Here is a 22,517-nt window from a genome sequence, read left to right as displayed (position 1 = left end):
TGACAAATTCCTGATAAATCATTTCTATTTTTGAAATTTAAATAAATAAAATTCTTATAAAAAGAAAATTATTTTAAACTATTTTGAAGCTATAAACTTATTAAATTATAAAAAAACTGTATTTCAACTGATTTTTATGTATGATTAAAGATGCCGAGGTATAATTTAATCATTAAAGTTTTAATTTTAGCACGTAGAAATACGTGTTTTTTTTGTTTTTACAAATAAAACAATAACAGAAGTTTTAGCCCTAAATAGCCCCAAGTAATTATGAATAAACTTTTCTTTTTTTAATTCCGCAAATAGATGCTTAACAATGTATTGCAGTCTTTTTTGAAGAAGACTGTCAGGATACTATATTGTCTAAAACAAGCTTTTGAAAATAATTAAATTCTAAATACCACTCCCCCCCAAATATGAATAGAATTTTACTTAGGAATACTTTTTTTATATTTATTTTTTTGTTTTTCGCTTTTAATGGAAATGCAGATGCACAATGCTCAATAACTGCTACAACGAATGCAAGTACTTTGACTTGTGGGACTTCACCGGTTAGTAGTTGTAGCGGAATTTTATATATAGGAAATGGTTCGACTGCAATGTCTTTGCATATGAATGCTAATCTAGATCTAACTTGTTTAGGGGCAATCCAATTCATAGTTAAGAATAATGCAACTCTTGATTTTTCAGGAGGTAATTATGATTTAAAATTAGCTGCGGGTTCTTCTATTGTAATTGAGTCAGGTGCCTCTATATATAGTGGTAGTGGCTGTAGTGCATCTGATAGGATTTATATAAATGGCTCGGTTGTTGGAAATTGTAACGGGAGTGGTAGTGCTCCTTCTTTTGTTGATATAGTCTCTAATGGAGGTATTAATGAAGGAGGCATTTTATCTGGTAATCAATATATTTGTACTTATGGTACTACGACTACAACTTTTACTTCGACAGTATCTGGAGGAAGTTGGTCTAGTAGTGATACTTCAATAGCTACGGTAAATTCTTCGGGTGTCGTAACGGCAATGGCGGCTGGAACTGCAACAATCATTTATACTCGCTCAGGCGTAACTGCTACTCGTGCAGTTTATGTTGCTAGTGGGCCTGGAGGAGGTGTGAGTGCTATTAATGGTTCTAATTCACAGTGTCAAGGAACTACAACTAATTACACAATAACATCTAATAGTGCTAATTATAATCATACATGGAGTTATAGTGGTACTGGAGTTACTTTTGTAGCAAGTGCAGATGGCCGTTCAGCTACTGCTACTTTTGCTTCAAATGCTACTTCGGGACAGATAATTGTGAATTCAACTAATGCTTGTGGGAGTGGTTATGGAGCAGGTTATAATGTAACGATTGTCCCTGTGCCTTCAGCACCTGGTACAGCTGCACCGTATTCATCTACGTGTACTGGATTTACTGCGCAATGGGCTTATACTAGTTATGCAACAAAATATTATTTGGATGTGTCCACAAATAGTAGTTTTACTGCTTTAGTAAGCGGATATTCGAACTTGGACGTAGGAAACGTACTTTCATACGCATTAACAGGCTTAAATCCGGGCACAACCTATTATTACAGGGTTCGTGCTTATGGTAATTGTGGTACGGGTGCTAATTCTTCAACTATGAATTATGCTACAACAGCCAGTCCTACTACAGCACCAACTGTTTTAGCACCAACCAGTTCAGATTGTACTAGTGCTACATTAAGTTGGAATTCAATAACTAATGCAACGGCCTATTATTTGGATATAGCAACAGATAATGGTTTTTCAACATTTGTTTCGGGGTATAATAATTTGTACATAGGATATTACCCATCTTCAGGTTATTATGCGGGAAGTTTACCTGCGGGTACATTATACTATAGAGTAAGAGCTACAAATGGGTGCAATGTAACTACGATAAATTCCAATACGGTATCTTTTCAAACTACTGCTCCATTGGGAGGTACGGTGTCACCGGCTCAGACTATTTGTTCGGGAACACAGCCTGCTAATTTAATATTAAGCGGATACACAAGTACTGGTACAACAATAGCTAAATGGCAAAAATCAACTGATGCTGCATTTACAAGCCCAATTGATATAAATGTAACTGCAGCTACCTTGACAGGGGCTGCAATTGGAAATTTAACTGCAAATACTTATTTTAGAGCAGTTGTTCAGCAATCTAGTCCTTGGTGTTTATCAAATTCGACGTCAGTCTTGATAACAGTTAATAATTCAGTTTCGGCAGCCTCATCAAGTCCAACGCTCTGTATTAATACAGCAATGACTAATATTACTCATACAACAAGTGGTTTTACAGGAATATCCAATAGTGGTGTTTCGGGAGCAAATGGTTTGCCTGCAGGGGTAAGTGCATCTTTTGCATCAAATGTCATAACTATTAGTGGTACACCAACGGCATCTGGAACATTTAATTATAGTATCCCCTTAACAGGAGGAAGCTGTGGTGCGGCTAATGCTATGGGAACTATCACGGTGAATCCTGTTCTTGTTCCTTCTGTTGCTGCTTCGATAACAACTGGAACTAATTCAACATGTAGCGGAACATCTATTACTTTTACGGCAAGTCCAACCAACGGAGGTACACCAACTTACCAATGGACTAAAAATGGAACAAATATCGGGGGTGCTACCTCGGCAACTTATACAGGAGTTGCCGGAACAGATTTTGTAAATGGAAATTTAATAAGAGTTGTGATGACATCAACAGCTACATGTGCAAGTCCAAATACAGCGACAAGTGCCCCTATTACAATGACGGTGAATCCTGTTCTTGTTCCTTCTGTTGCTGCTTCAATAACAACTGGAACTAATCCAACATGTAGCGGAACATCTATTACTTTTACGGCAAGTCCAACCAACGGAGGTACACCAACTTACCAATGGACTAAAAATGGAATAAATATCGTGGGTGCTACCTCGGCAACTTATACAGGAGTTGCTGGAACAGATTTTGCAAATGGAGATTTAATAAGAGTTGTGATGACATCAACGGCTACATGTGTAAGTCCAAATACTGCTACAAGTGCCCCTATTACAATGACAGTATCTTCTCCATTAGGGACACCAGGTGGGATTTCTGTAAATGGTGCAGCGGCTGGAACGGTAACAACATATTGCGCTTCAACTTCAGCAGTATTTAGTGTTGCAGCTATGGCAAACGCTAGTAGTTATACCTGGAACGTTCCTACTGGATGGACAATAGTAAGCGGACAAGGAACTACTGCAGTAACCGTTACTACCGGTAGTAGCACTCAAAGTGGTAATGTTTCAGTTTTTGCCGGTAATTCATGTGGAGATACTTTACCAAGTTCTCAATGGATTGGTTTGAGTGCGATTCCTCCAGTTGCTCCAACAATTGCATTAGTACGACCAGATTGTACCAATCCAACCGGTGCTATCACAGTTACCAAACCAGTGCCTGCTACCGGAATTGTGTATACCGTTACCGGTACTAATCCGGTTGTTGCCGCAGTAAGCAATTCAACGGGAGTATTTACAGGATTATCAACAGGAGATTATACGGTGACTTATCAAAATGGATCAGCTTGTGTTTCAACAGCACAAACTGTTTCTATCCAAGCGGCAAACGCCAATATTTGGGATGGGACAAAATGGTCTAAGACCAACGACACAACACCTCCTACTTCGGGCGATGCTATTGTTTTTAATGGGAATTATGACCCAAACGCTAACCCAAGTTTAGACGTTGACATAGAAGGTTGTTCCTGTCAGGTGAATGCTGGTTATACAATTACGATTCCTGGCGGAAAAACGATGATCATAACTAATGGAATCAGTAACGGTGGAACTTTAATCTTTGAAGATGACGCCAGTTTAGTTCAATATAACGATGCTGCGGTGAATACCGGTAAAATTATTTATAAGCGTGTTACTGCCCCAATGAGGAATTTTGATTATTCTTACTGGTCTTCTCCGGTGGTAGGGCAGAAATTATATGATTTGTCACCCAATACGTTGTGGGATAAATATTTTAGTTACGAAAATGGTAGTTGGCAAGTTTATCCATACGGTGTCGGCACCATGGATGCTGGAAAAGGATACATTATCCGTGTTCCAAAACCAAATTCAACCTATTTAAATGGAAATGATAATTGGACTGGATCAACATATGCCCAGCCAGTTGAGTTTATTGGGGTTCCAAATAACGGTTCTATTACAATTGCCGCACAAGGAGTTGATAAAAATAATTTGGTAGGGAATCCTTACCCATCTGCGATGGATGCAGATTTGTTTATTACTGAAAATGCAAGTCTTATTGGTGGGGCATTGTATTTTTGGACACATAATACTGCTATTACACAAAGCGGGTCATTCTATGTTTATAGTTCGAATGATTATGCTACTTATACTCTAACTGGGGGAACAGGTGCATCTAGTGCAGTAGGAGTTCCAAGTGGACAAATTGCTGCAGGTCAGTCCTTTTTTGTGAAAAGTACAGGTTCCGGAGATTTTAAGTTTAATAATTCGATGCGTATTTCGGCATCGGGATCAAACAGCCAGTTTTTCAAGTTGTCTGAAACTAAGAAAATGACAGGGAAGATTGAGAAGAATAGGGTTTGGCTGAATTTAAGCAATTCTGATGGTGTTTTTAAACAAATGTTGGTTGGCTATATTACTGGTGCTACCAATGATGTAGATAATTTGTATGATGGTGTCAGCTATGACGGAAACACTTATGTCGATTTTTATAGCGTTAACAAAGAAAAGAAACTTACTATACAAGGACGTGCTTTGCCTTTTGATAAAACAGACAAAGTGCCTTTGGGGTACAGAAGTACAATAGAAGGAACTTTTACGATAAGTATTGATAAAGTAGATGGGGCATTGGCTAATCAAAGCGTTTTCATTGAAGATAATGTGACCAAGACACTTCATAATCTAAAGGACGGAGCATATTCATTTACTACGGCTAAAGGAACTTTTGACGATCGTTTTGTGTTGCTTTATGTAGATAAAAATGCAGTAGTTGTTGACCCTCCGGTGGCTGTAGATCCACCTGTTGTTGACTCTCCAGTGGTTGTAGATTCACCGGTAACAGTTGATCCGCCTGTAGTTGTCAATCCACCAGTGGTTGTAGACTCTCCGGTAGTGGTGAATCCACCAGTGGTTGTCGACCAACCAGTAGCAGTTGATCCAACTATTAATAAACCAGTTGATGACACTAAAAATAAAGCTCTTGTAGTTTTTGTTAAAAACCGTCAAATAGAAATCAGTTCTTTTGACCAAATTATGGAATCGATTATGGTTTACGATTTGAGAGGAAGACAGCTCTATGAAAAGAATAATGTAAAGAATAATGAATTTGTGATAAGTAGTTTAAGTTCAACCGACCAGTTTTTAATTGTTATGGTTCAACTGACAAATGGCAAATGGATTACTAAAGAAATAATTTTTAAGAAATAATTTTTATAACAATACTTTCGAAATCCCATTTTGATTAATTGGAATGGGATTATTTTATGATTAAAAATGTAAGAATCAAAATTTTAGATAGTTATATCGAATAAATTCGTAATTTTTTATAGTTGTAAGAAAAATATCTTTTTAATTATTATTTTTGATACGTAAAAATACGTGTTTTTGCTTTGGGAAGATAAAAAAAATAACTTAAGGCAAAAATGTTAGATAATAAAATTGTATGTGTTTTGCGTTTTTTTTTATTATGTTTTTACCCTTGAATTACAACTAAATACCCCCTAAAATGAATAAAACTTTACCTACTGTAGTTGCTTTTTTATCTCACCGGATAAATAAGCTGAAAATGTATTATTGTATTTTCTCAAAATTTGAATCAATGGCTGTGTTTTGGTCACTTCATCAAACCTAACAGCACGAAAAAAGATTCAGTAAATCTTCGGTGCTTTAGCTAGCCTTGCTATTTCTATTTTTTTCTAAAATTATAGCCAGTATTCTTGCTCGCAGACGCATGACGTGTTCCGAATTATGAATGTTCTAAATTAAAGAATCATTCATTAGTAGGATGAATCTTGGATTTCTTTTGCATTTCCAAATAATTCAAAATGATATGAAATTACTATTCACATTTTTACTGTTTAATTTATTGCAGCCTATCGGGTCTGCATAGCCAGTTGCAATGTTATTTAAGAAGGCAATTCTCTAGAGTAGTTTTAGCTTTTGTCATAGTAAAATTTTCATTGAACGAAAGTAAAAGTGCGTTCGCCGAAACACAGAAACTATTATTTTTTAGAAAACATATTTTTGATACAGCAAATTATAATATCAAGACAATTAGATTTTGAAAAAAGGTTATAAAGTATGTAGATCTTTTAATCTTAAAACACGATTTTAAATAATACCACAAAAACAATGATATGAAAATAAAATTACTTTTTACATTTTTGTTATTAATATTGATGCCGACTATTGGGTTTGGTCAGTGTACTTTGTTTCCATCCGGTGCTTCATCTGTTGGTTCATATTCTTTTTGCATTGATAATTCAAATACAATAACTACTGCAAACGTAAGATCACAGAGATATATAATTCTAGATGTTATAAAAGGATTTAATTATACTTTTTCAGTTGGTAATATATCTGGAGATAATACGAAAGAAAACTTGACAATTTTTAATGCTTCTGATACTTCCGTTTCGTTAGGGAATAGTAGCGCAAATTCAGGAACATCATTGTCTTGGACAGCGACTTTTTCAGGTCAGATATATGTATTGTTTACAAGAGGAAATAGTTGTACTTCTACTAATAGTAATAATGGTGCTATGACCATTACATTAGATTCTTTAGGTAATACGCAAGATGATCAAACAATAGCTGGAAATAATATTTGGAGGGGTCATATCTATAATTGGACGAGTGGAGCTCCTCCCGGTGGAACATCTCCTTCATCCCCCTCAGCGACAGATCCTTTTTCTGCCACACAATATACTGGATATTATGATACTAGTTCCGAAACTATTAATGAAGGTTTTGGAGGGGATACTAATTGCTTTAATGTCTTATCAAATGGGATTCAACGCACGAGTATTTATGCACAGCAATTTGCAGTTCGTTACCGCATGAAATCTACAAGAGCAGCTGGTTGTTATCAAGTTACTATTAGTGGTGATGATGGTGTTAGACTTTATGTAGATGGAGTAAAAGTTTTTGACCAATGGCAAGAACAAAGTATCGCTACTTATAATAATGTATTAGTTTATCTAAACGGAAATAGTGATTTAATTTTGGATTATTATGAAAATGCTGGACAAAATCAAGTTAACTTTAGTATTACCCCATTTGATAACAGTACAAATACTATCACTCCAACTTCAAAAATGTTGTGTAGTGGGCAAACACAATTACTTGATGGCTCAACTTATTCATATAATGGTTCTGTCGTAAATCCAACAATAAGTTATCAATGGCAGACATCTGTAGATAATATAACATTTACAAATATTGCATCCGCAACCTCAGAGGATTATACTCCCCCAGCGGTGTCTTCTCCAGCGTCAAATACAACTTATTATTACAGAAGAGCTCTAGTAGCAACGTCAAATGCCAATGCTTGTGTTTATTATAGTAACACTGCAATTGTCACTACTAGTCCAACGGGTACTCCAGCTACTCCAGCAACTATTACGGGTACTTCGACTCAATGTGCTTCTCTTACCGGTCAAGTTTACACAGCATCAGCTGTTGCAAATGCGGCAATATATAACTGGACGGTTCCCACGGGTTGGACAATAACAGCTGGAACTGGAACTAATAGTATTACTGTAACTACAGGAAATGCAGGTCAAGGTGGTAATATTACTGTAACAGCACAAAATGGTTGTGGTACTAGTGCCGCCAAAACTTTGGCGGTAACGGTAAGTTCATCTAGTGTCGGTGGTTCAATTTCAGGGAGTAGTTCTGTTTGTGCAGGGACTAATAGTACTTCTTTAACATTAAGCGGCCATACTGGTAATATTCTGAGGTGGGAATCCTCTATCGACAATTTTGCTACAGCTGGTATTGCTATTACTAATACATCTACAAATTATGTAGCAACCAATCTAACAGCTACTACCTATTATAGAGCAGTTGTGCAGAATTCAGGTTGTAGTATTGTCAATTCATCAATAGCTGCAATTACTATAAAAAATCCAGTAACAACGGGTGTTACTATTTGTCAAGGCGCAACATCTGTTCCTTTGACAGCTTCTGCTTCTTGTGTTCCGGTTTTACAAACTCCGCAAGTGGCAACGGGTAGTGGCGGGACTTCTGAGAGTACTACTTATGGCGGAACGGGTAATACCAATATTAAAATTAATTTCCCAGCTTTACCGGCAGATGCCGTTGTAATCAATACCACTACAACCATTACTTATACCGCAAATGGTGCTTCATGGTTAAGTGAGTTAAGAATAGAGGCGACTCCTCCAGCTTCTGTTGGAGGTTTAGTTTCTGATTTACAGCCGTCTTCTAATAATTCAGCAGGATCTCTTTCTAATGCGTTATTTGGCTCATGGGGTACAGGTAGTCCCGTTGGGAATTGGTTGTTTAGATTTAGAGAAACTGTAAACGATTCTAGTCCTAATCCTGATGCAAATATTGCTAATGTCACAATTACAGTAACTTATACTTTGCCTGGAACTCTAGATTGGTTTACGATAGCTGCAGGAGGAACTAAAATATTTTCAGGTTCTTCATTCGATCCTGTGGGTGTAGCAGGGTCTGGTTTAACAAATACAAATACTGCTGGTACAACTACTTTTTACGCAGAGTGTTCCAGTAATCCTGGTTGCCGAACGGCTACGGATTTTGTGATTAATGCCTTGCCAACAATAGGAGGTACATTGAGTGTTTGCGTTGGTTCAACGACAACGTTAACAGGTTCTGCTACTGCAGATACTACGACGCCTTGGGTTTCGGGTACGCCAGCTGTTGCCACTATCACCAATGCTGGGGTAGTAACAGGAGTTTCGGCAGGAACAAGCGTAATTACATATAAAAATAGTAATGGTTGTACACAAACAGCAACGGTAACGGTTGTCGCAGCTGCAAGTGCAGGGACAGTGACAGCAGGAACGAGCCCTCAGTGTATTGGCGGGACAACGACATATACTGTGTCTGGACAAATTTTAGGAGGTGGAACAGGTGGATGGACAAGCAGTAATACGGCCGTTGCCACCGTCGTGGCGGGGACAGGAGTGGTTACTGCAGTTGGAGCAGGAACTTGTAATATTGTTTATAGTATTACTGGAGGTTGTGGAGGCACTGTGACAGCATCAAAACCCTACACAGTCACAGCTACAGCAAGTGCAGGAACAGTGACAGCAGGAACGAGTCCGCAGTGTATTGGCGGGACAACGACATATACTGTGTCTGGACAAATTTTGGGAGGCGGAACAGGTGGATGGACAAGCAGTAATACGGCCGTTGCCACCGTCGTGGCGGGAACAGGAGTGGTTACGGCAGTCGGAGCTGGAACTTGTAATATTGTTTATAGCATTACTGGAGGTTGTGGAGGCACTGTGACAGCATCAAAACCCTACACAGTCACAGCTACAGCAAGTGCAGGAACAGTGACAGCAGGAACGAGTCCGCAGTGTATTGGCGGGACAACAATATATACCGTGTCTGGACAAGTTTTGGGAAGCGGAACAGGGGGATGGACAAGCAGTAACACAGCCATTGCTACGGTTGTGGCGGGAACTGGAGTGGTTACGGCAGTCGGAGCTGGAACTTGTAATATTATTTATAGCATTACTGGAGGTTGTGGAGGCACTGTGACAGCATCAAAACCATACACAGTTAGCCCAAGTTTACCTGCAAGCGTAAGTATTGCTGCTTCGACATCAATAACAATTTGTTCCGGGACTTCAGTAAAATTTACAGCCACTCCTACCAATGGAGGAACAACTCCATCTTATCAATGGAAATTGAACGGATCTAACGTTGGGACAAATTCGGTTACATATACCAATGCTACTCTTGTAAATGGAGATATTGTAACTTGCGAGATGACTTCGAATGCAACTCCTTGCTTAACAGGAAGCCCCGCAACCTCGAATGCGATTACAATGACAGTATCTTCTCCATTAGGGACATTGGGGGGAGTTTCAGTAAATGGTGCAGCAGCTGGGACAGTAACGACATATTGCGCTTCAACTTCAGCAGTATTTAGTGTTGCAGCTCTGGCAAACGCTAGTAGTTATACCTGGAACGTTCCTACTGGATGGACAATAGTAAGCGGGCAAGGAACTTCGGCAGTAACCGTTACTACCGGTAGTAGTACTCAAAGTGGTAATGTTTCTGTTATTGCCAGTAATTTATGTGGAAATACCTTACCAAGTTATCAACCGATTGCTTTGAGCACGATTCCTCCTGTCGCACCAACGGTTACTTTAGTACGCCCAAATTGTTCAAATCCGACAGGAGAAATAACAATTGTTAAGCCTGTTCCTATGAGCGGAATTTTGTATACCGTTACCGGTACTAATCCGGTTGTTGCTGCGATAAGCAATACAACGGGAGTATTTACAGGAATTTCCATAGGAGATTATACGGTAACGTATCAAAATGGATCAGGTTGTGTTTCTTCACAGAAATCAGTTTCGATAAATGCAGCAAACTCCAATACTTGGGATGGGACAAAATGGTCTAAGACTAACGATACAACGCCTCCTACTTCTGGAGATGTTATTGTTTTTAATGGTAATTATAACTTAAACGCAGACATAGCAGGTTGTTCCTGTCAGGTGATTGCTGGTTACAAAGTGACGATTCCTAGCGGAAAAACGATGACTATAACTAATGGAATAAGTAACGGAGGAACTTTAATTTTTGAAGATGGTGCCAGTTTGATTCAATATAACGATGCTGCGGTGAATACCGGTAATATTATTTATAAGCGTGTTACTGCGCCAATGAGAAATTTTGATTTTACCTATTGGTCTTCTCCGGTAGTAGGGCAAAAATTAGTTGATTTGTCACCCAATACGTTGTGGGATAAATATTTTAGTTACGAAAATGGTAGTTGGCAAGTTTATCAATACGGTGTCGGTACCATGGATGCTGGGAAAGGATACATTATCCGAGTTCCAAAACCAAATTCAAGCTATTTAAATGGAAATGATAATTGGACTGGATCAACATATGCTCAACCTGTTGAGTTTGTCGGGGTTCCAAATAATGGCTCCATCACAATTGCCGCACAAGGAGTTGGGAAAAATAATTTGGTAGGGAATCCTTACCCATCAGCGCTGGATGCGGATTTGTTTATTACTGAAAATGCAAGTCTTATTGGCGGTGCACTGTATTTTTGGACACACAATACTGCTATTACACAAAGCGGATCATTCTATGTATATAGTTCGAATGATTATGCTACTTATACTCTAACTGGGGGAACAGGAACAGGTGGTGCGTCGAGTGGAGGAGGAGTACCAAGTGGAAATATTGCTGCTGGGCAGTCCTTTTTTGTGAAAAGTACAGGTTCTGCTAATTTTAAGTTTAATAATTCGATGCGTATTTCGGCATCGGGATCAAACAGCCAGTTTTTCAAGTTGTCAGAAACCAAGAAAATGACAGGGAAGATTGAGAAGAACAGGGTTTGGCTGAATTTAAGCAATTCTGATGGTGCTTTTAAACAAATGTTGGTTGGTTATATCACAGGTGCTACCAATGATGTAGATAATTTGTATGATGGTGTCAGCTATGACGGAAACACTTATGTCGATTTTTATAGCGTTAACAAAGAAAAGAAACTTACCATACAGGGTCGTGCTTTGCCTTTTGATAAAACAGACAAAGTGCCTTTGGGGTACAGAAGTACAATAGAAGGAACTTTTACGATAAGTATTGATAAAGTAGATGGGGCATTGGCCAATCAAAGCGTTTTCATTGAAGATAATGTGACCAAGACACTTCATAATCTAAAGGACGGAGCATATTCATTTACTACGGCTAAAGGAACTTTTGACGATCGTTTTGTGTTGCTTTATGTAGATAAAAATGCGGTAGTTGTTGACCCACCAGTGGTTGTAGATCCACCTGTAGTGGTAAATCCACCAGTGGTTGTAGATCCACCAGTGGTTGTAGATCCACCTGTAGTGGTGAACCCTCCGGTAGTTGTCAATCCACCGGTAGTTGTAGATCCACCGGTAGTGGTGAACCCACCAGTGGTCGTAACCCCGCCGGTAGCAGTTGATCCAACTATTAATAAACCGGTTGATGACACTAAAAATAAAGCTCTTGTAGTTTTTGTTAAAGACCGTCAAATAGAAATGAATTCTTATGACCAAATTATGGAATTGATTATGGTTTACGATTTGAGAGGAAGACAGCTCTATGAAAAGAATAATGTAAAGAGTAATGAATTTGTGATAAGCAGTTTAAATTCAACCGACCAATTTTTAATTGTTATGGTTCAACTGAAAACTGGCAAATGGGTTACTAAAGAAATAATTTTTAAGAATTAATGTATTGAAATATTTTTCACCATTAAGATATTAGGAAAATTAAGTTTTTAGGCTTAATGAATCTTAATATCTTAATGGTTTTAAGAGAAAAACAACTTTTGTTTTTTAATAAACCAACAAAATTTTGGGTTAGTATTATTAAAGGATAGTCATAATATTTTTTACAATCCCATTCTGATTAATCGGAATGGGATTTTCATTTAATAATCGTTTCGTATTGCGATATTAGTCAAACAGATAAATAATAAGCTTATAAAAAGAAAACCCCCATTTTCGTTACAAAAATGGGGGTTTGTTATTTTTTAGAAATATTTATTTTCCTTTTATTGAGGCTTCCAGATTTCTTTCGATAGTATGATCTGGACGAGACCATTTTGGTTTTTCACCAAGGGATTCATATTGGGAATCTACAGCTTCAACTGTTGGTCTTTGTGATTTTTTTGTAAATGGTTTTTGTGGTTTTAAACCCAACATATCAAACATTTTCATGTCCTCATTTACATCCGGGTTTGGTGTAGTAAGTAATTTATCACCAGCAAAAATAGAGTTAGCTCCTGCAAAGAAACACATGGCTTGTCCTTCGCGACTCATGTTTGTTCTTCCTGCCGATAAACGAACTTGCGTTTCAGGCATAACAATTCTTGTAGTAGCAACCATACGAATCATTTCCCAGATTTCAACCGGTTTTTCGTTTTCCATCGGAGTTCCTTCTACAGCCACCAAAGCATTGATTGGCACCGATTCAGGTTGTGGATTTAAGGTAGAAAGTGCTACAAGCATTCCTGCCCTGTCTTCGATACTTTCTCCCATTCCGATAATTCCACCACTACAAACTGTAACGCTGGTTTTACGAACGTTTTCTATAGTTTGTAAACGATCTTCAAATCCACGGGTTGAGATAACCTCTTTATAATAATCTTCCGAAGTGTCTAAGTTGTGATTGTATGCATAAAGACCTGCTTCTGCCAAACGTTGCGCTTGGTTTTCGGTAATCATACCTAGAGTACAGCATACTTCCATGTCCATTTTGTTAATGGTACGTACCATTTCCAAAACTTGGTCAAACTCAGGACCGTCTTTTACGTTTCTCCAGGCCGCTCCCATACATACGCGGGAAGAACCTCCTGATTTGGCTTGAACAGCCTGTTCTTTTACTTGGTTTACCGACATTAGGTTGTTTCCTTCAACACCGGTATTGTATCTTGCGGCTTGTGGGCAATAACCACAATCTTCAGAACATCCACCTGTTTTGATAGAAACCAAAGTAGAAACCTGAACCACGTTTGGGTCGTGATGCTCACGATGGATTGTTGATGCTTCATAAAGCAAATCCATCAAAGGTTTATTATAAATTGCAATAATTTCTTCTTTAGTCCAGTTGTGTTTAGTGATACTCATTGATCCTTTATTTTGATGCCCCAAAAGTAATCAAATTGTTCTAAAGTAACACAACCCTCAGACTTTAAAATAACATGTCCTGTATAGTCAAAAAACAGGGCTAATCGGCAGCAAATTTGTCGTTATAGTATAGAACCAATAATAAAGTAACGATTACCGAAGATGCAATTCCTTCAAAGAACAAAGAGAAGCAATACATATTGATAGACGGATGGCCACCGAATAAAAAACTTTCGGATAAAGTGTGGATATAAACGTCACCACCTCTTATATAACTATAAATCAATAATCCGATGACAGATAATCCAACCCCGACTATTGAAGTTGTTAAGGCTGCTCTGACATTGGGCAAAAATTTGGTACTGCCGTGTGCAACCCTTGATTTTAATGTGTCATTTACGGCATAAAGCACAAAGAACACATTTATCAATCTTAAATAGAAAATATTGGATAAACCCAAAAAATCCATCAAAAGGAAGTAGGTTCCTATTGATATAAAAATGAAGAGCCCGTTTTTAATTTCTTTTTTTACTTTCATGACGTAGTTTTTTAAAAGTTAGAAATACTATAGGTCTTTGGTATTCAGTAGGTTGATGTAAATTTACAAAAATATTTAACACAATCAGAATAATAGAGGCAAGACTTTTCTTTTGTTATTTGGGATCTTTAAAAAGTAAAAGATCCGACAGATTTTAAAAACACAAGTGTTCGGAAGACATGAATTGGTTGAATTCGCTAGATTTTACACACAGTTTGTCATTCCGAGGAGGACACGAGCGAAAGCGAATTGGCGAAGCAATCACACTAGTTGGTTACGTTATGTGATTTCTCTCGATGGTCGAAATGACAAATCTTTGCGAATAATCCGTCACGAAATATCAATTTTAAAAAGAACAACATATTCTAAGATAATACAGTATTAAAAATAAGTGTTTTACGGTCTTCCGAACACTTGTGTTTTTAAAACCTGTCGGATCTAATTTGTATCGAGTAAAAAAACTACAATTTGCTGAAATAAGCCAAAGCTGTGTTTTTGTCTTTGTTTAATTGCTCTTTTAAAAGTTCAACCGATTCAAATTTCTGTTCAGAGCGAATTCGTTCCAAGATTGAAACAGTGATTTTTTGGTCGTATAAATCTTCGTCAAAATCAAAATAATTGATTTCGATGGTTTGATGTTTTCCTTCAACAGTAGGATTGAAGCCGATGTTCATCATTCCTTGAACCGTTTTGGAATTAATCACGCTTTTAACAATGTAAACGCCGTTTTTGGGAATCAGTTTGAAGCTTTCTGCAATTTTTAAATTGGCGGTAGGAAATCCAATAGTCCTACCCAGTTGTTTTCCTTTGGTAATTGTCCCGGTCAAAGAATAATTGTAACCAAGATATTCATTGGCCAAAGCCACTTTGCCATCGTTTAAAGCATTTCTGATTTTGGTGGAGCTTACAGATACTTCTTTAATCTCTTGGGCCGAAATTTCTTCCACTTCAAAATCATATTGTTCCCCAAAAGCTTTCAAATCATCAATATTGGCAGTTCTGTTACGTCCAAATCTATGATCGTGGCCAATTATTATTTTATGGATATGAAACTGATCCACAAGGATGTTTTTTACGAATTCCTCGGCTGTTAACCTGGAGAAACTTTCATCAAAGGGATGAATAACTAAATTTTGAATCCCGATTTTATCCAGCAGTTCAATTTTTTCATCGATCGTATTGAGAAGTTTGATGTCTGAATCAGCCTGAAGGACCATTCGCGGATGCGGAAAAAAAGTAAGTACTAAACTTTCGTATTTACCGTTTTCAGTATTTTGAGTGATTTTTTCCAGTATTTTTTTATGTCCAAAATGAACACCGTCAAAGGTTCCTAACGTAAGAATTGTCTTTTTTGCATTTTCGCCGGATGCAATTTGGAAATCGTTTATCGAATGAAAAATTTTCAAAATACCTATTTTAAAATATTTTGCAAATTTATATTATCTATTTTAAAAAAGAAGAATAAGAAGTTTCTATTTTTATTGGTTAAAATGCCCTTTATGTTAAAAATCATTTGAATTGACCGTTAAATTCTTTATTTAATTGTTGTTTTTTTAAATAGTTTTTAAAAGGTTGGTGATTCCATTATAAAATCAATTAATTTTGTGTATGACACGCCGGGGGGTAAAACCCGTTAAGTTTGTTATATATAAAAAACAGCAGATTGTTTTAGTGTTAGTTTACATTTATTTTAAAAAATTGTCGGCTTATGAGGAGATCATTATTTTGTCTCGTGTTATTTTCAATAAGTTTCTTAGGGTTTTCTCAAGTCAAATCGTCTTGGAGAGTTGTCGGCGTTTCTCAAAAGATTCTTTCTCAAAAAGCAGACAATGATTTAGGATCGGAAGGACAACTTTTGTTCACATTAAACGAAGCTGAATTTAAGCAATCGCTGGCAGTACTTCATTCTAATGTTTCAGCGGGTACTAGTATAACTGTTGCTGTTCCAAATAGTGAAGGTAAAATAGAGCAGTTCAATGTTGCAGAGTCGTCTAATTTTGCACCCGAATTACAAGCAAAATATCCTGAAATTCGAGCTTATTCCGGAACAGGAATTACTGATCCCAAAGCATCAATTAGTTTTAGTGTTTCTCCAGATGGTGTTTCAACAATGGTTTTGAGAGGGGATAGTGGATCGGAATTTATCGAACAGTCGGATAGTGATAAATCAATATATGTCGTTTCCAGTTCTAAGAGAAGAGATAAGGGAACTCTGCCTTTAACCTGTAAAACAACAGATGTTGTTTTGAATAAAGATTTGGTAAAGAAAACAGCCGAAGTCAAGGCTAGTAATAGTGTTTTTATGACTTTCAGGCTGGCTTTGTCTTGTACAGGTGAATATGCCCAATTTTTTGGTGGGACTAAAAATGCTGCTTTGGCAGCGATGAATACTACAATGACACGTGTAAATGGCGTTTTTAACAAAGACTTGGCTGTGAAATTAATAATAATAGCCAATGATACCGATGTGATTTACACTGATGGAGCGACCGACCCATATTCTGATGCAAAAGCGGGAGTTGATGGGGCTTGGAACACAGAATTGCAGAATACTTTGACTACGGTAATAGGTAATGCGAATTATGATATTGGTCATTTGTTTGGTGCTAGTGGCGGTGGCGGCGATGCAGGTTGTATAGGATGTGTTTGTGTCGATCCGACTACAGCAGTGCCAAAAGGTAAAGGAAGTGCTTTTACTTCGCCTTCCAATAGTGTGCCGCGGGGGGATGCTTTTGACATTGATTTTGTAACCCACGAAATGGGGCATCAATTGGGTGCTGTCCATACGTTTTCTTATGATATTGAAGGAACTGGATTTAGTGTAGAACCCGGAAGCGGTTCAACGATTATGGGGTATGCTGGAATTACAAGTTATGATGTTCAAAATCAGTCAGACGATTATTTTGCTTATGCGAGCATTTCTCAAATTCAGAGTAATTTGAGAAATAAATGTGGTGTTCAAACAACACTGACTAATCAGACACCTACTGCAAATGCCGGAGCAGATTATACTATTCCAATAAGTACTGCTTTTGTGTTGAATGGAACGGTCTCAGATCCAAACGGGGATACTATGACCTATTGCTGGGAACAAAATGATTCGGCTTCCGGAACCCAAGCGAGTGGTGCTAACAGTATTGCTTATGCGACAAAACCCAATGGCCCGAATTTTCGTTCATTTTTACCTGTTAGTGTTACTAGTCGCTATTTTCCGGCTAGAACTAAAGTATTGGCTGGTCAATTGGTTTCTACCTGGGAGGCAGTTCCGTCTATTGCGAGAAATTTGAGTTTTGTGTTTACCGTAAGGGATAATGCTGCATCGGGATTGGCGCAAACTAATTCGGATGCTATGGTGCTTACCGTTGATGCTACCAAAGGTCCATTTGCAGTAACATCACAAAATGTTGCTGATTCCAGTTGGTTTTTAGGTTATCCACAAACTATTACATGGGATGTGAACGGCGCTAATTCATTAGTTGGTGCAACCAATGTAAATATAAAGCTGTCCACAGATGGTGGTTTGACTTTTCCGACGGTTTTGGCGAGTAATACACCAAACGATGGTTCTGAAGTAATTACGGCACCAACAACCCCTGCTAAAAATTGCAGAATTTTGATTGAGCCTACCGGCAATGTTTTTTATGCTGTAAATGCCAAACCTTTTGCAATTGGCTATAGTGTTTCAACTTCTTGCAATACTTATACTTATACGACAGGGATACCGACCGCAATACCGGAATCGGTAACTTATGCACAGAGGACTATAGATGTACCCGTAACTACTGCTGAGATTGCCGATGTTAATTTTAATGTCAAATTTACCCATACTTATATTTCGGATGTTCAAATCGATGTGATCAGTCCGAAAGGAACTATTGTAAAATTGTTTGATAAGTCTTGTGGTTCGGGAAGCGGTAGCATGGATTTAACTTATGATGATGCCGGTGTGGCATTAACTTGTGGTATGACAGCAAATCAAAGAATCGCTCCTGCAGGAGTTTTGTCAACTTTTAATGGCGAAAATCCTAGTGGAACCTGGATATTGAGATTTAGAGATACCGGAGTGGGAGATACCGGAACAATTACCGCTGCATCAATTGAGATATGTTCGAGTTCTTACGGTACTTTGGCAACGAAAAGTTTTGAAATCGATGATTTTGTATTGTATCCGAATCCGAATAAAGGAAATTTCAATATTCATTTTTCAAGTTCGAATACAACCGATATTCAGGTTTTAGTGACCGATATGACAGGGCGAAAGATATACGATAAAAAGTTTGCAAACGGTGGTGATTTCAATCAGAATATCCAGTTAAAGAATGCAGCTGCGGGAGCTTATATTGTTTCAGTTATAGATGGCGACCGAAAAGGAGTTTCTAAAATTGTGGTGAAGTAAAGCCAGTTCGAGGCATCTTTTTATACTAAAAAAAGTAATATAAATGAGGTTTGTTTTGTCAGGCTGAGCGCAGTCGAAGCCCTACTCAAACAAAAACGTCATTGTTAGAAATCATCTTTATTCTAAAAAAAGACCATATAAAATTACTTTGTTTTTAACTGAAAATAATTGCTGTTATGTCCAGCTTTCAATTGTCCTTAGCTTTCGCAGTCGAGAGTCAAATGTTTGAAGAATACGTAAAAAGAAAAGCTGTTTGAGCGTAGCGAAATCGAAGATTCGTGAATGCCAAAAAGAAAATATTTAGACATGAACAGTTCTTTTCTTTTAGTATTCGAAAACTAATTTGACCGACGAGGAAGCGTAAGACTTGAAATCGAAGATTCATGAATACCAAAAACAATAAGAATGCATGAATATTTTTTTGTTTCTTTTTTGATCAAGCAAAAAAGAAAATTAGTAATTTTTATTTTCCATTATAAGCAGACATGGTATTTTCTATTCCTGCTGTTCCGAATGATTTTATGATTTCGGATGCGAGTTCTAATCTTTCCGGAAGTTTGGCTGTTTCAGCATCGTCCCAATCTCCCAGTACGTAATCTACTTGTTGTCCTTTTTTGAATTCATCGCTGATTCCGAAGCGAAAACGGGTGTATTCCTGTGTGTTTAGGATTTGGTTGATGTTTTTGAGTCCGTTGTGGCCGCCGTCGCTTCCTTTTTTGCGGATGCGGATAGTTCCGAAAGGAAGATTCAAATCGTCGGTGATTACAAATAGGTTTTCCAGCGGAATATTCTCTTTCTCCATCCAGAATTTTACGGCTTTACCGCTTAAATTCATATAGGTATTGGGTTTTAAAAGAAAGAAGGTTCTTCCTTTGAATTTGTATTCGGCGAGTGCGCCCAGTTTCACGGTTTCGAATGGGATTCCTTCTTTTTTGGCTAGGAAATCCAATACTTTAAAACCAATATTGTGTCTGGTATTTACATATTCGGAGCCAATGTTTCCGAGGCCTACGATTAAAAATTTCTTACTCACTTTTGTATTGTTTTTTTGGGTTTCGTGAACCTCCGGTTTCATCTTATCTATGTTCTCTTCTTTTTTTGGTGATGAAAACAGTTTTTGTATCCACTTTATCATGCTGCAAAAGTAACTTTAATCTGTTAATTGAGGAAACTTGTATGTTGGAAAATATTTTGTGAGTAAAATGAGACCACCCCGCCCGTTGGGCACCCCTCCAGAGGAGGGGAATACGAACGACTTCCCCTCCTCTGGAGGGGTGCCTGAAAGGCGGGGTGGATTTTCTCAATATTGTAAATCATCACAAAAACAAAACCATAAAACCTAACTAGCCCCGATAGCAGTGAAAATCTTCCGATTTAGAAAAACAAGGCTTTTTTTGCCGTAGTTTTTTCTTTATCGGGAATTGTAACGGATAGCGGGAATCCATGTTTCCCGGAAAGCCCAATCTTTCGCTTCTAAAAACATTAGCCACAAATTACACTGATTAACACAAATTATTTTGATGAAATTTGTGAAAATTTGTGTAATTCGTGGTATAAAAGATTGAAGCAAAAAAAAGCACCAGTCGTGAAACTGATGCTTTTTGGTATAGATTGAAAAAAGATTATTTTTTCTTTTTTGCAGGAGCTTTTGCTGCTTTTGCTGCTTCTTGAGCTGCTTTCATCGCCGCACGAGAAATCTTCACTTGACAAATCACAGTGTTGTCTGGGTGCATGATTTTGAAGTTTGGAGTTGGCACTTTAGTAACATATAATTTGTTACCCATGTCAAGAGGAGTGATGTCAGCCTCAACGTAATCCGGAAGATTTGCTGGTAAAGCTTTAACTTTCAATTTACGGTTGTTCATACGTAAATCCCCTCCAGCCATAACTCCTTTTGAGTTACCAATGATTTTCACAGGAACTTCAATAGTGATTTCTTTGTCATCATGGATTTGGAAGAAGTCAATGTGTAAAATTTTGTCAGATACCGGGTGAACTTGGATATCTTGTAAAACGGCATTGAATGATTTACCGTTTCCAAGCTCAATCACAACTGTGTGTGCGTTTGGAGTGTAAACCAAGTTTTTGAACGCTGCAGCGTCTGCTGAGAAGTGTACTGCTTGATTTCCTCCGTATAACACGCAAGGAACCGCTCCAGCATTACGTAAGGCTTTAGTAGCTACTTTGCCCACGCTTTCTCTTTCTGATCCTTTAATTGTAATCGATTTCATTTTGAATATTTATATAGTTATTAATTAAACTCTTTTTTTAGTGATTAGTGATGAGTAATTAGTTTTTGGCTATTTATTTACTTGGGGCTAATCCTGTTTTTTGTCTTTAATCATTGGTTTTTAGCGATTAGTAAGTGTCTGCTTTTGGCTATTCACTAATTACTAAGAGCTAATCACCTGCTTTTTACATTAAAAACTTTCCGCTAATGGAATTGTTGTGGTGTACCATGTACATTACTTCTGCAAAAAGTGGTGCACAACTCACTACTTTTATTTTGTTTGATTGTTTCTTTAACGGAATAGAATCGGTTACGATTAATTCTGATAATTTTGAATCTTCTATTTTCTCGTAAGCTGAGCCTGATAAAATAGCGTGAGTACAAATAGCTCTTACACTCAAAGCTCCTTTTTCGATCATTAAATCGGCGGCTTTCGCCAAGGTTCCTCCTGTATCGATCATATCGTCCACAAGGATTACGTTTCTTCCTTTTACTTCTCCGATAAGCTCCATAGTTTCGATAATGTTGGCCGCTTTTCTTTGTTTGTAGCAGATAACCACTTCCGAATCCAAGAATTTAGAATAGGCGTAAGCTCTTTTTGAACCTCCCATGTCTGGCGAAGCAATTGTTAAATCGCTAAGGCCTAAACTTTCCACGTACGGTAAAAAGATAGTGGAAGCAAAAAGGTGATCTACCGGTTTTTCAAAGAACCCTTGTATTTGATCGGCATGCAAATCCATAGTCATGATTCGGGTTGCCCCGGCTGCGTCAAGTAAATTGGCTACCAATTTGGCTCCAATCGGTACTCTTGGTTTGTCTTTTCTGTCTTGTCTTGCCCAACCGAAGTATGGGATAACAGCTGTAATATGTCTTGCTGATGCGCGTTTTGCAGCGTCAATCATCAATAATAATTCCATTAAATTGTCGGCAGATGGAAAAGTGGAGCAAACTATAAATACACGCAATCCTCTGATGGATTCTTCAAATGATGGTTGGAATTCTCCATCACTATAAGTTGACATTGTCATTTTTCCCAAAGGGATTCCGTACTCTTTTGCAATTTTCTCTGCAAGATATTCACTTTTTGAACAAGCAAAAATTTTAGCTTCCGGTTCTAGGTGTGACATTTAATTTGTTCTTTTGTAGTTAGTTGTGATTTCCTTTTGTTTTGGAGGTGCAAATTTAGAAAATAAAATTAACTCTGAAAGGAAAAAATTAAGTAAATTTATTAGAATGTTTAAATATTTTTTCTACATTTGCACCGTGTTAAAGGAAAAGATAATTGTTCAACACTTTGTCTCTTTATTGCGTGAAATAACTGTTGTTATTTCTGTCTGCTAAGCCCGGATGGCGGAATTGGTAGACGCGCTGGTCTCAAACACCTGTGGGAAACCGTGCCGGTTCGACTCCGGCTCCGGGTACATTAACGGAAAAGCTGTCATTTTTGACAGCTTTTCGTTTTTTAACTCCCTTCTTAAATCTTACTATTCCT

The 22,517-nt window shown here is 37.6% G+C and carries 9 protein-coding genes and 1 tRNA gene; 4 read left to right on the top strand and 6 right to left on the bottom strand.

Annotation, left to right across the window (positions count from 1 at the left end):
- The first annotated feature begins 416 nt into the window (after positions 1-416).
- Entirely contained in the window at positions 417-5,441 is a 5,025-nt protein-coding gene (locus OZP12_RS00960; protein WP_281227177.1) for a DUF8693 domain-containing protein, read from the top strand.
- Between the two features lie 929 nt (positions 5,442-6,370).
- The gene (locus tag OZP12_RS00955) at positions 6,371-12,463 is read left to right on the top strand and encodes a DUF8693 domain-containing protein (RefSeq protein ID WP_281227175.1); all 6,093 of its coding nucleotides are present in this window, start codon (positions 6,371-6,373) and stop codon (positions 12,461-12,463) included.
- Between the two features lie 312 nt (positions 12,464-12,775).
- Here OZP12_RS00955 and bioB read toward each other — a convergent pair whose 3' ends face one another.
- The 3 genes from bioB to OZP12_RS00940 all read right to left on the bottom strand — a co-directional run bounded on the left by bioB (position 12,776) and on the right by OZP12_RS00940 (position 15,805).
- Positions 12,776-13,861, bottom strand: a complete 1,086-nt coding sequence (bioB, locus tag OZP12_RS00950) for a biotin synthase BioB (protein WP_281227174.1) — start codon at positions 13,859-13,861, stop codon at positions 12,776-12,778.
- Between the two features lie 100 nt (positions 13,862-13,961).
- A complete protein-coding gene (locus OZP12_RS00945) occupies positions 13,962-14,399 on the bottom strand; it encodes a hypothetical protein (protein ID WP_281227173.1) in 438 nt (145 codons plus the stop codon).
- A 461-nt stretch (positions 14,400-14,860) separates the two neighbouring features.
- On the bottom strand, positions 14,861-15,805 hold the full coding sequence (locus tag OZP12_RS00940) for a bifunctional riboflavin kinase/FAD synthetase (RefSeq protein ID WP_281227172.1): 945 nt from the start codon (positions 15,803-15,805) through the stop codon (positions 14,861-14,863).
- Between the two features lie 302 nt (positions 15,806-16,107).
- Between OZP12_RS00940 and OZP12_RS00935 the strand changes: the two genes are divergently transcribed.
- A complete protein-coding gene (locus OZP12_RS00935) occupies positions 16,108-18,795 on the top strand; it encodes a zinc-dependent metalloprotease (RefSeq protein ID WP_281227170.1) in 2,688 nt (895 codons plus the stop codon).
- Between the two features lie 463 nt (positions 18,796-19,258).
- Here the strand turns inward: OZP12_RS00935 and pth are convergent, their stop codons facing one another.
- The 3 genes from pth to OZP12_RS00920 form a co-directional block, all read right to left on the bottom strand.
- A complete protein-coding gene (pth, locus tag OZP12_RS00930) occupies positions 19,259-19,930 on the bottom strand; it encodes an aminoacyl-tRNA hydrolase (protein ID WP_281227169.1) in 672 nt (223 codons plus the stop codon).
- 487 nt (positions 19,931-20,417) lie between these two features.
- Positions 20,418-21,026 (bottom strand): 50S ribosomal protein L25/general stress protein Ctc, encoded by a 609-nt coding sequence (locus OZP12_RS00925; RefSeq protein WP_281227168.1) that lies wholly within the window; start codon positions 21,024-21,026, stop codon positions 20,418-20,420.
- A 184-nt stretch (positions 21,027-21,210) separates the two neighbouring features.
- A complete protein-coding gene (locus OZP12_RS00920) occupies positions 21,211-22,152 on the bottom strand; it encodes a ribose-phosphate pyrophosphokinase (protein ID WP_281227167.1) in 942 nt (313 codons plus the stop codon).
- A 214-nt stretch (positions 22,153-22,366) separates the two neighbouring features.
- Here OZP12_RS00920 and OZP12_RS00915 point away from each other — a divergent pair.
- Positions 22,367-22,446: transfer RNA gene (locus OZP12_RS00915), tRNA-Leu, on the top strand.
- The last annotated feature ends 71 nt before the right edge of the window (positions 22,447-22,517 follow it).

Source organism: Flavobacterium aquiphilum (assembly GCF_027111335.1).
GTDB classification, from domain to species: domain Bacteria; phylum Bacteroidota; class Bacteroidia; order Flavobacteriales; family Flavobacteriaceae; genus Flavobacterium; species Flavobacterium aquiphilum.
The sequence above is the reverse complement of the archived record's forward strand: the minus strand, read 5'-3'. Positions and strand labels throughout refer to the sequence as shown.

Bases quoted from the DNA above. Each gene is read 5' to 3' on its own strand.
- OZP12_RS00955 (WP_281227175.1), top strand. From the start codon at position 6,371: ATGAAAATAAAATTACTTTTTACATTTTTGTTATTAATATTGATGCCG.
- pth (WP_281227169.1), bottom strand. From the start codon at position 19,930: ATGATAAAGTGGATACAAAAACTGTTTTCATCACCAAAAAAAGAAGAG.
- bioB (WP_281227174.1), bottom strand. From the start codon at position 13,861: ATGAGTATCACTAAACACAACTGGACTAAAGAAGAAATTATTGCAATT.
- OZP12_RS00945 (WP_281227173.1), bottom strand. From the start codon at position 14,399: ATGAAAGTAAAAAAAGAAATTAAAAACGGGCTCTTCATTTTTATATCA.
- OZP12_RS00935 (WP_281227170.1), top strand. From the start codon at position 16,108: ATGAGGAGATCATTATTTTGTCTCGTGTTATTTTCAATAAGTTTCTTA.
- OZP12_RS00960 (WP_281227177.1), top strand. From the start codon at position 417: ATGAATAGAATTTTACTTAGGAATACTTTTTTTATATTTATTTTTTTG.
- OZP12_RS00920 (WP_281227167.1), bottom strand. From the start codon at position 22,152: ATGTCACACCTAGAACCGGAAGCTAAAATTTTTGCTTGTTCAAAAAGT.
- OZP12_RS00925 (WP_281227168.1), bottom strand. From the start codon at position 21,026: ATGAAATCGATTACAATTAAAGGATCAGAAAGAGAAAGCGTGGGCAAA.